The organism is Pseudomonas sp. H1_F01, from assembly GCF_054681425.1.
Window position 1 is genome coordinate 2,539,531 of the sequence record NZ_CP162823.1, and the last position, 10,526, is coordinate 2,550,056.

Below are 10,526 nucleotides of genomic sequence, written 5' to 3' on the forward strand. Positions count from 1 at the left end.
CATTTTTCCCTAAGCAATCCAGACCCAAACCATCCCACCTATCGACCAGGCAAATCCTCACCCATCAGATGAAACGCCCTGGGAGCAAAACCAAGCCAATCACTGGCGGGCGAATGGTCAAACACCAAGTCCTCGTTCATCCGCGCCACCAGCGCACTTGAAAGATGTCGATAGCGCGGCAGACACCGCATGATCGAAACGCCCCGGCTTAATACCTGGGCAGGGAGGGGCAGCGTTCGCTCCGGACGCCCCATGGCCTGGAATATTCGCCTCACCATCGTGTGATACGGCAAGACTTCCCCCCCTGAGAGGTTATAGCCGCCACTGGGCAGGCCAGGCGTGCTCATGGCGGACAGGCACGCCTGGATCACGTCACCAGCATGCACCGGCTGGCGCAGTCCGGTTCCGCCCCCGATAAGCGGGAAAAATCCGAAGCGTTGAATGAAACGTGCTATTTGCGAGATGTTCTTGTCGCGACCAAAGCCATAGATCATGGTCGGCCGCAGGATCACCCATTCGACTTGCCGTTCGATCGCCCACTGCTCGAGCTGTTCTTCTGCGCGTATCAAGCGTTGCGCCACGTCCCGTTCCCGAGCATCGGGCGATGTTTGCTTGGCAAAACGGCTTGTGGAGGACAGCACGACAACGCGTTTGACGTGGGTGCTGGCCAGGCGTTCCAGATAGTCGGGTAACACCCAGACAGGGGCGAATGACAGGAAGGTGTCCAGCGTCAGTCCGTGCCAGTCGTCAGCATTTCGCCACGTCACACCGGGGCAGGACACCGTGGGCAGGCTTCGAGTGAAGGCGCTTGTCGGGAGACCGGTTTGTGCCAGCAATGGCAGGGCGTGCTCGCCCAAGAGGCTGGAGCCGCCCAATATTCCTATCCGCAATTGGGGTCTCTTATCGTAGGTTCCATGCATGTTTAAACCGGGTAGCCGCGTGACGAAGGACCATCAGGCTGAATCGAAACCAGACCCCGATCACCACGCTGACCCATAGCGCGGCAGGGTATTTGCGGCGGAAAAACTTGCGATAGAAACGCAGGATCCCCAGGTGTTTGTGCCATTCGACGAAATAGGGACGCTGGCGACTGCAGCCACCGAATACATGCATCACCTGGGCATCTGGCACGAACAGCACGCGCCAGCCGGCCTGATGGAAGCGCATGCACCAGTCCAGGTCCTCGCAATGAAGGAAATAGTCTTCGTCCCATAACCCGACACTCTCGATCGCTTCGCGCTTGACCAGCATGCAAGCCCCGGAAATGGCCTCAACGACAATGGGGGTGCCGGGTAGCGGCTCCTTGTGCAATAAAAAGTCGGACAACAGTGATGGGAAAAGTGCTGAGAGCCGCGAAAGTCCGAAAGCCCGCATGAAGGCGCGTCTGGGCGTTGGAAATACCCGGCGCCCACCGGCTTGCTCGCTGCCGTCCGGGTTGCACAGGAACCCTCCGACCATGCCGATCTCCGGTGCGCTATGCAGCGCCAGCAGCAAGCGGTCTATGGCATCGGCGGCCAGTACGGTGTCCGGGTTCAAGAAAAATAAATTGGGAGCCGCTGACAGGCGGGCACCTTGGTTGCACGCCACGGCGAAGCCGAGGTTGGCGGCATTGCGTACGATTTGAAGCGAGTCGCCGACAGCGTGGGTTCGCTCCACCAGCATCAGGCTATCGTCGTGGGAATCGTTGTCCACCACGATCACGCTGGAAGCGCCGGCGGCAAACGCCGACCTTACACACGCCAACAAAAGTTCACCGGCATTGTAATTGACGATGATCACATCACACTCGCCACGTAGAGATGATGTGCCCCATTCATCAATAACGAGCAGTTCCACTGCTTCCAACTTCATCACTCCATTGCTCAAACCTGGATACGTATGGGATCGCAACTACTCAGGTCTGTATCCAAGATAGCAGATCCGTGCCCTACGACCAGTTCCGGCCAGCGCTTTCAGAACGTTTGTCCCAAGGAAAACTGAAACACCTGCGTATCAGCGTTATCCGGCGTTCGGACCGGAAAGGCCACGTTGGCGCTCAATGGGCCCAGCGGGCTATACCAGGTCACCCCGACCCCCACCGAGCTGGCCATCTGGCTGAGATCGACCCCGTCGCATCCCTGGGTGGTGCTCAGATAGCACTTGTCGGAATAGACGCTGCCCACGTCCCAGAACACCGAGGTGCGCAGTGATTTGTTGTCTTTGATGAAGGGCAGTGGGAACAGGTATTCCACGCCGCCGGTGATGAGTATGTTGCCGCCCAGTGACTCGGTGTCCCGGTCGGAGTAGTACGCTTGGCCGGCACTGGCATAGGTGCCGGTGGCCGGTGTGTTGCGCGGGCCGAGAGTGCCGCTTTCAAAACCACGCACCGAGCCTTCGCCACCGGCGGTGTAGTTTTCATAGAACGGCAGGCCGTCGGTCGAACCGTAGCTGTTGCCGTAGCCGAGCTTGGTGTGCAAGCGCAGCGAGGTCGCGTCGCTGACCGGCAGGAACGTCTGCCCGGTGTAGTCGATCTTGTAGAAGCTCAGGTCGCTGCCGGGCACCGTCGCCATCAGGTTCAGGCTTTGCGAATGCCCACGGGTGGCCAGCACGCCCTTGTTCAGGGTCGATTCCGACCAGCCGAGGTTGGCCTTGAAGTTGGTGAAGTCCTTGCCTTCACGCTCGATGAAATCGTAGATCTCATCGGCGCTGTAGGTCCCCGGTTCGATGCTGTCATGTTGCACCGTCACGCCGAAATTCAATCGTGAGGTTTCATTGATCGGGTAGCCGAGGGAGGTGCCGGCGCCGTAGCTGTTGATGGAATAGTACGAATTATCGTCATCGTAGTATTCGTTGTAGTCGGTGGCGTTATAGAACGCGTTGTAACCCAGGCTCACGCCGTCCGGCGTGAAGTAGGGGTCGGTAAAACCGATGTTGTACTTGCTTTGGTAGGACGAGCGGGTCAGGCCCAGGCTGGCGTAGTTGCCGGTGCCGAGAAAGTTGTTCTGGGTGATCGAGCCGCCCAGGATCAGGCCGGCGCTTTGCGAGAAACCGACGCTGGCGCTGATCGAGCCGGAAGCCTGCTCTTCGACGCTGTAGTTCACATCGACCTGGTCATCGACGCCCGGTACGGCCGGGGTCTCGACGTTGACTTCCTTGAAGAAGCCCAGGCGCTCCAGGCGGGTCTTGGACTGGTCGATCAGGTAGGTCGAGGCCCAGCCACCTTCCATCTGGCGCATTTCACGGCGCAGCACTTCGTCTTCGGACTTGGTGTTGCCACGGAAGTTGATGCGGTTGACGTAGGCACGCTTGCCCGGGTCCACGGCGAAGGTGATGTCGACGGTGTGGTCTTCATCATGCGGCTGTGGCACGCCGTTGACGTTGGCGAAGGTGTAGCCCTCGTTACCCAGGCGACGGGTGATCAGCTCGGACGTGGTGGTCATCAGCTTGCGCGAGAACACCTGGCCCTTCTGCACCAGCAGCAGCGACTTGACCTGGTCTTCAGGCACTTTCAGGTCGCCGCTGAGCTTGACGTCACGAACGGTGTACTTCTCGCCTTCGTTGACGTTGACGGTGATGTAGACGTGCTTCTTGTCCGGGGTGATGGACACCTGGGTCGAGGCGATGTCCATGTTGATGTAGCCGCGGTCCAGGTAGTAGGAACGCAGGCGCTCCAGGTCACCGGAGAGTTTTTCACGGGCGTACTTGTCGTCGTTCTTGAAGAACGACAGCCAGTTGGTGGTCTTGAGCTCGAACAGGTCGATCAGGTCTTCATCAGGGAAAACCGTGTTGCCCACCACGTTGATGTGCTGGATGGCTGCCACGGTGCCTTCGTTGATGTTGACCTTCAGGCCGACGCGGTTGCGCGGCTGCGGCACCACTTCGGTGTCGACGGTGGCCGAGTAGCGGCCCTGGGCAACGTACTGGCGTTGCAGCTCGTTACGTACACCTTCGAGGGTGGCGCGCTGGAAGATCTCGCCTTCGGCCAGGCCGGATTGCTTGAGGCCTTTCATCAGGTCTTCAGTGGAGATCGCCTTGTTGCCTTCGATCTCGATACTGGCGATAGAGGGACGCTCGACAACGGTAATGACCAGCACATCACCGTCGTGTCCCAGTTGGATATCCTGGAAAAAACCGGTCTTGAACAGCGCACGCGTGGACTCCACCAGGCGCCGCTCATCCGCGTTATCACCGACGTTCAATGGCAAGGCACCGAAGACACTGCCTGCGGAAACGCGCTGGAGGCCGTTGATACGAATATCGGAAATCTTGAAGCCTTGGGCGTGGGCAAGTGTGACATTGAGCAGCAGTGCAGCCGAGCAGAGCAGGCGCGAAAAATTCATCAAGATCTTATCCAGGACACATCGACAGGTGGTGTAGGTGGACGCGGATATCTCACCGCAAGACGAGTCACCGCGGGAGCGAGCGGGCTGGTGGCGAGCAAGCATAAAAGTTCGCTGCGTTTGGTGCGGTTAACCCAATGTCAAGTTAGGTAAAGGTTGGCCTGCGGCGATGACGGTGCGCGGCGCACGGGCGATAATGGGCCGACACCTACTCAAGAGCGCCCCATGATCTCTGTATTGCTAGTCGACGATGACCAGGAACTGACGGGAATGCTCAGCCAATACCTGGAGCGCGAAGGCTTTGAGGCGACTGCCGTGCACACGGGGGAGGAGGGCGAAGTGCAAGCGCTGTCCGGTCGCTACAGCATCGTGGTGCTGGACGTGATGCTGCCGCGATTGTCGGGTATCGAGGTGCTCAGGCGCATTCGGGCCAGGAGCCAGGTGCCGGTGGTGTTGCTGACGGCTCGTGGCGACAACATCGACAAGATCACCGGCCTGGAGCTGGGCGCCGATGACTATGTGCCCAAGCCCAGTTCGCCGGGGGAGCTGGTGGCGCGTTTGCGGGCGATCATGCGCCGGGTGCAGCCAGTGGATCAGTCCACCAGTGAAGTAATCAGGACCGGGCCGCTGGTCCTGTGGCCCGGCAAGCGCCAGGCGCTCTGGCAGGGGCGCGAACTGGGGGTGACCAGCACCGAGTTCAGTTTGCTCGAGGAACTGGCCCGCTGTGCCGGGCAGGTGGTGAGTAAACAGAACCTGTCGCTCAATGCCCTGGGCTGCCCCTTGACTCGCTATGACCGGCGCATCGATGTGCACATCAGCAGCATTCGCCACAAGCTGGGACCGCGCCCCGATGCCAAGGCCTGGATCCAGAGCGTGCGGGGCCTCGGTTACCTGTTGATCGCCGAATGATGAAGCCTAGCCGACTGTTCTGGAAACTGTTCCTGGCGTTCTGGCTCGCCACCAGCTTGACGTTTCTGGTGGGGTTGGGTCTCTTCGTCATGGGCAGTTCCAGGCCTGGTGATCCTCATCTGGAAACGATCCTTGCCACGGAAGAGCAGCTATTGCGACAGTTTGGCATCGAGTCGGGCCGGCAACTGCTGGCGGTGTGGGAACACCCGGATGACCAGGCCGTTGGCGTCTATGACAGCGCCGGTCAGCTGTTGGCCGGCACGCCGGTGCGGCAACCGGCCTACGAGCGATCGATCATCGGCAAGGACGGCATCGTGCTGTCGCTCAAGTCAACCCATCCCCTGGGCAAGAAAGGCGACAGAGGGCCCAGCCACTGGACGCCGTTGATCATTGGCACGGTCATGAGTGCGCTGTTCAGCGGCTACATGGCGTTCTACCTGGCATGGCCGCTGGCCTATCTTCGGCGCGCCATGAGTGACGTGGCCCAGGGGCGCTTCGAGACCCGGGTCAAGCCGATCATGGGCGCGCGACGTGATGAAATCGTCGATCTGGCCGAAGACTGCGATCGAATGGCCAACCAGTTGAAGCTGTTGGTAGACGCCCAGCAACACTTGTTGCACGACATCTCCCACGAACTGCGCTCACCGCTGACCCGCATGCAAGCGGCCATCGGGCTGCTGCAGCAAGATCCGGCTCGCCTGGAAATGGTGGAACGCATCGACCGTGAGTCGGTGCGCATGGACACGCTGATCGAAGCGCTGTTGACCCTGGCACGCCTGCAGGGGCGACCGGAGAGTATCGAGCGCGAGCCAATCGATGTCGTCGAGTTGCTGTCGGTGATCGTCGAGGACGCCCGATTCGAAGCACAAATGAAAGGCTGCCAGGTCACCTTGCAGGCATGCCCGGCGTTTGTCAGTCGGGTCAGCGGTGAGCTGTTGTATCGGTGTTTCGAGAACGTCATTCGAAACGCGGTGCGCCATACCCGGCCAAACACCACGGTGATGGTCGTGGCCGAGGTCAATGGCGCCGCAGACGGCCTGACGGTGCAGATCCGCGATCAGGGCCCGGGTGTTGAACATTCGCGGCTACAGAGCATCTTCAACCCGTTCGAACGTGGCTTGAACGAAGCCAGTGCCGGCTTCGGCCTGGGCCTGGCCATTGCCTCAAGGGCCGTGGAAATACACGGCGGCTCCATCCTGGCGCACAACGAGCCGTCCGGTGGGCTGACCGTGGAAATCAGCTTGCCTCGTAGGGCGTGATCTTTACATGATATTACATTGGCTTGACGGCCCTGTACGCCCCGCCTCAGTAGACTTTGCGCTCAAACTTACTCAGCGTTTGCTGGTGTTTCAGCGTGGAGGTGCTCATGTTTCTGGTTCATAAGAAGGGTTTCGTTCCCGGCAAGAGAATGGTCGACGGTCTGGTGCCTTATGACTTCTTCTGCGAAGACAATCCGAGCCTTAACCTGTTCGTCTTCACCGGTTCCGCCACCCCGGGCAAGGTGGTCGAGGAACAGACACTCTGGGGATTTACCCGTCTTGAGCGTTTTGAAGCACTGAGCGGCACCTTGGTGTCGAACAAAAAGCAGGAAGGTTGGTTCCAGAAAGTCAATGTACTCACCGGCCCCGCCCAGAACGGCACGCAAGGCGTGAAGTTCCAGCGGGTGCTGAAAATCATCAAGCACACCGATGCAGCGAGCCGGGTCGCCAGCAAGGCCGACTACGAGATCCAGACAGACGAAGGCGACACCTATTTCACTCGCCGGCCTGCTGCGGGGGGTAGTGCGCAAACCATTATCTATTCGGCGGAACCCTAAGCCGCCGTTACCGAAAAAACGGATATGTACCCATCCTCCCTTTCACCATGACGCACCGTTTTAGCCACGCTTCAAACGTCGGCAAGCTGAAACCGATAACCCACCCCATACAACGACTCGATAGGGTTCTCCGCCGGGCAGGCCTGCTCAAGCTTGCGCCGCAGATTACGGATATGGCTGTCAACCGTACGATCGGTAACCACCCGATGATCGGAATAGATCCGGTCGAGCAACTGATCCCGGGAAAACACCCGCCCGGGGGACTGGGCCAGCGTGCTGAGCAGGCGCAGTTCCAAGGGCGTCAGGTCCAGGGCGACGCCATCGAGTGACGCCTGGTAGCGGTCTTCATCAATCAGCAGGCGGGCTGGCGCGGTGACGAGTAGTTGCGGGCTGCGCCGCAGGATCGCCTTGACCCTGGCCACCACTTCACGCGGGCTGAAGGGCTTGCAGATGTAGTCGTCGGCCCCCAGGTCCAACCCGAGCAGGCGATCCACTTCCTCCACGCGGGCAGTGATCATGATGATTGGCACGGCACTGAAGCTGCGCAGCTCCTGGCAGACTTGCAGGCCGTCGCGCCCCGGCAGCATGAGGTCGAGCAGGATCAACCGTGGCTCGCTGGCCCGTACCGCCGGCACCACTTGAAGGCCATTGTCCAGGCATTGGGTCGCGTAGCCGGCGGCAATCAGGTAGTCGCGCATCAAAGCAGCCAGTTTGGGTTCGTCTTCGACAATAAGGATTGGGCTGTCAGGGGTCATGTTCAGGCATTCCGTGGCAGGCGCAGGGTCAGCCAAAGGCCGCCCAGCGGCGAGTGATCGGCGCTGAGGCTGCCGCCATGGGCCAGGGCGATGCTGTGACAGATGGCCAGTCCCAGGCCGGCGCCGCCACTGGCGCGATTGCGTGAGGTTTCGCCGCGGTAAAAGCGCTCGAACAGTCGCGGCAGTTGATCCGCATCGACCCCGGGGCCGGAGTCGAGAAAGTCGATGCGCACGACGTCGTCCTCGCTGGCGGCACGAATGCGCAGCACACCGCCTTCATCGGTATAGCGCACCGCGTTTTCCAACAGATTGCTGAACAGTTGTTGCAAACGCTTGGGGTCGGCTTCGACCTGCAGCGGTGTTGTCGGCAGTTCCAGCTCCAAACGCAGATGCCGGGCATTGCAGCGCTCCTGGAACATCGCCACGCAACCGTCCAGCAAGTCGTTGAGGTCGCATTCGCTCTTGCGGTAGGTCAGCGCGCCGACATCGGCCAGGGACAGTTCGTAGAGATCATCCACCAGTTTGCTGAGCATGCTGACTTCGCCTTGCAGCGATTTCATCGAGGAAGGGTCGAGGGTGCGCACGCCGTCTTCGATGGCTTCCAGCTCGCCGCGCAATACCGACAACGGGGTGCGCAGTTCGTGGGACACATCGGCCATGAATTCCCGGCGCATTTTTTCGTTGCGTTCCAGGGTATACGCCAGTTGGTTGAAGTCTCGGGCCAACTGACCGACTTCGTCATTGGAGGCCACCGACACGCGGTTGCTGTATTCCCCAGCGGCCAAGCGGTGCGTGGCGGCGGCCACCCGCTTGACCGGGTCAAGCAGGGTACGGGCGATCCACCAGGCAATCAGCATCGCCAACAGCAACGAGAGCACGCCCACGGCCAGGCTGGTGCGCACCAAATACTGACGAAAGCGTTCACCGCCAGCTTCGGTCACGTTCTGGAACGGCGTCACTGCCAGCCAGCCGACGGTTTTGCCGGCGACCTCGATCGGGCGCATCAGCGCGTCGTCGGCAATCGCCGAATAGCCCATGACCAATTGCTTTTGTTGGTCGAGGAGGGCGATGCGAAACACAGCCCCGGTCAGGTCGGACATCGACATGGGCGGCCGTTCCGGGTAGGTGGTGTTTTCCCCCGGCTCCGGACGCAGGAGTTCGAACCAGCGATCCGGCTGGTTGCGCAGGAACTCCCAGTTGCCTTCGCGTTCGTAGGCACTGGCCAGGCGGGGTAGCACCGGCTTCATGCGCAACAGTGCCTGTTCGTTGAGGTAGTCGAGAAAACCGTTGCCAAAGCTCCAGCCGTTGGCCACCCCCATGCTCAGGATGACAAACAGCACGCTGGCCATGACGGCAATAAACAGCTTGGTGGAGATACTCAGTTTCATGGGCTCGGGCAGTTCGATGAATGGCCCGACCATTTAGGCCCTGGTGCGATGAAGATTCAAGGGTGGCGGGCAATCTTCAATTTTCCTGCACATTTGCCTCGCAGTATGGCGCCTGGCTTGAACCATCCGTCCTGCAGAGGCATTTATGTCGACCAAATTATTCGCCAAATCCCTGGTGACCGCCGCCATCCTGGTGTGCTTGATCGTTTTGTTCATGTTGGGCGGTTGCTCCGGCGAATCGGCACCCACGCCCGAACCGCCCAAGGTCTCGGTGATCACCGTGCAGCCGCAAAGCCAGGCGCTGACCACTGAGCTGGCCGGACGCACCCAGGCGTTCATGATCGCCGAGATACGCCCGCAGGTTGGCGGTATCGTCCAGCAGCGGTTGTTTGTCGAAGGGGCCGAGGTCAAGGCCGGACAGGCGCTGTATCAACTGGATGCTTCCTCTTACAAGGCCGCATTGGCTGAGGCCCAGGCGAACCTCGCCAAGGCACGCGCCACCTTGAAGTCGGCCCAGGCCACGGCCAAGCGTGACGCCCAGTTGGTAAAGATCGATGCCATCAGCCAGCAGGACAACGAGGATGCCCAGGCCAGCCTGCTGACCGCCGAAGCGGAAGTGCAAGTGGCCCAGGCCGATGTTGACACCGCACGCATCAACCTGGCGTATACCCGAATCAGTTCCCCCGTCAGTGGGCGCATCGAAACCTCGACGGTCACGCCCGGCGCGCTGGTGGTGGCCAACCAGGACAGCGCACTGACCACCGTGCAGCAGTTGGACCCGATGTATGTAGACGTCACTCAGTCGACCACCGAACTGTTGCGGCTCAAGCGCGACCTGGCCAGCGGTGTGCTGCAGAGCAATGGCGAAGGTGAAGCGCGGATCAGCCTCAAGCTCGATGACGGCAGCACCTATGCCCATGAAGGTCGCTTGAAGTTCAGTGGGGTCAGCGTCAATGAGGGCACGGGCACGGTGACCCTGCGGGCGCAAATCGCCAACCCGGACCGACTGTTGCTGCCGGGCATGTACGTGAGAGCGGTGCTGGAGCAGGCGCGGGATGACAAGGCCATCCTGATTCCACAGAAGGCGGTGACCCGCAGTGCCAGCGGTGCGACTTCGGTGCTGGTGGTGGTCAATGGCAAGGTCGAGCAGCGCATGTTGACCATCGACCGCGCCGTGGATAACCAATGGTGGGTCACGGCGGGGCTGAACGCGGGAGACCAGGTGATTGTCGAGGGCGGGCAAAAGGTCCGGGTCGGTGAAAGCGTCGTGGCACAGAACGCCGGCACCCGCAGCCGTACGCAGAAAGCGACACCTGTTGCCATTGCGCAGGAGGGCTGA

General features: G+C 60.6%; 9 protein-coding genes. 4 read left to right on the top strand and 5 right to left on the bottom strand.

Translation table 11 applies throughout. The features are described 5' to 3' along the window. Window positions 1–38: 38 nt before the first annotated feature. From AB4O09_RS11775 to bamA, 3 genes are all read right to left on the bottom strand, one after another. On the bottom strand, window positions 39–875 hold the full coding sequence (locus tag AB4O09_RS11775) for an NAD-dependent epimerase/dehydratase family protein (RefSeq protein ID WP_198286655.1): 837 nt from the start codon (window positions 873–875) through the stop codon (window positions 39–41). A 25-nt stretch (window positions 876–900) separates the two neighbouring features. Further along, complete coding sequence (locus AB4O09_RS11780) at window positions 901–1,845, bottom strand: glycosyltransferase family 2 protein (protein WP_460108250.1); 945 nt, start codon at window positions 1,843–1,845, stop codon at window positions 901–903. A gap of 107 nt (window positions 1,846–1,952) precedes the next feature. After that, on the bottom strand, window positions 1,953–4,319 hold the full coding sequence (bamA, locus tag AB4O09_RS11785) for an outer membrane protein assembly factor BamA (protein WP_039012472.1): 2,367 nt from the start codon (window positions 4,317–4,319) through the stop codon (window positions 1,953–1,955). 225 nt (window positions 4,320–4,544) lie between these two features. Between bamA and AB4O09_RS11790 the strand changes: the two genes are divergently transcribed. The 3 genes from AB4O09_RS11790 to AB4O09_RS11800 all read left to right on the top strand — a co-directional run bounded on the left by AB4O09_RS11790 (window position 4,545) and on the right by AB4O09_RS11800 (window position 7,044). Further along, entirely contained in the window at window positions 4,545–5,228 is a 684-nt protein-coding gene (locus AB4O09_RS11790) for a response regulator (RefSeq protein ID WP_460108251.1), read from the top strand. Continuing rightward, complete coding sequence (locus AB4O09_RS11795; RefSeq protein ID WP_003203499.1) at window positions 5,225–6,487, top strand: HAMP domain-containing sensor histidine kinase; 1,263 nt, start codon at window positions 5,225–5,227, stop codon at window positions 6,485–6,487. Before AB4O09_RS11790 ends, AB4O09_RS11795 begins: the two co-directional genes overlap by 4 nt. A 107-nt stretch (window positions 6,488–6,594) precedes the next feature. Continuing rightward, window positions 6,595–7,044 (top strand): hypothetical protein, encoded by a 450-nt coding sequence (locus AB4O09_RS11800; protein ID WP_003203497.1) that lies wholly within the window; start codon window positions 6,595–6,597, stop codon window positions 7,042–7,044. Between the two features lie 71 nt (window positions 7,045–7,115). Here the strand turns inward: AB4O09_RS11800 and AB4O09_RS11805 are convergent, their stop codons facing one another. Both AB4O09_RS11805 and baeS read right to left on the bottom strand, forming a co-directional pair. Then, window positions 7,116–7,799 (bottom strand): response regulator, encoded by a 684-nt coding sequence (locus tag AB4O09_RS11805; protein WP_003203494.1) that lies wholly within the window; start codon window positions 7,797–7,799, stop codon window positions 7,116–7,118. Window positions 7,800–7,801: 2 nt separating this feature from the next. Then, window positions 7,802–9,220: a sensor histidine kinase efflux regulator BaeS gene (baeS, locus tag AB4O09_RS11810; RefSeq protein WP_003203492.1), complete on the bottom strand. Its 1,419-nt coding sequence runs from the start codon at window positions 9,218–9,220 to the stop codon at window positions 7,802–7,804. A 112-nt stretch (window positions 9,221–9,332) separates the two neighbouring features. Here baeS and AB4O09_RS11815 point away from each other — a divergent pair, with 112 nt between their 5' ends. Further along, window positions 9,333–10,526: an efflux RND transporter periplasmic adaptor subunit gene (locus AB4O09_RS11815; RefSeq protein ID WP_003203491.1), complete on the top strand. Its 1,194-nt coding sequence runs from the start codon at window positions 9,333–9,335 to the stop codon at window positions 10,524–10,526.

Excerpts from the sequence above, each read along its gene's own strand:
- bamA (WP_039012472.1), bottom strand. The coding sequence starts at position 4,319 with ATGAATTTTTCGCGCCTGCTCTGCTCGGCTGCACTGCTGCTCAATGTC.
- AB4O09_RS11790 (WP_460108251.1), top strand. The coding sequence starts at position 4,545 with ATGATCTCTGTATTGCTAGTCGACGATGACCAGGAACTGACGGGAATG.
- AB4O09_RS11795 (WP_003203499.1), top strand. The coding sequence starts at position 5,225 with ATGATGAAGCCTAGCCGACTGTTCTGGAAACTGTTCCTGGCGTTCTGG.
- AB4O09_RS11800 (WP_003203497.1), top strand. The coding sequence starts at position 6,595 with ATGTTTCTGGTTCATAAGAAGGGTTTCGTTCCCGGCAAGAGAATGGTC.
- AB4O09_RS11805 (WP_003203494.1), bottom strand. The coding sequence starts at position 7,799 with ATGACCCCTGACAGCCCAATCCTTATTGTCGAAGACGAACCCAAACTG.
- baeS (WP_003203492.1), bottom strand. The coding sequence starts at position 9,220 with ATGGTCGGGCCATTCATCGAACTGCCCGAGCCCATGAAACTGAGTATC.
- AB4O09_RS11815 (WP_003203491.1), top strand. The coding sequence starts at position 9,333 with ATGTCGACCAAATTATTCGCCAAATCCCTGGTGACCGCCGCCATCCTG.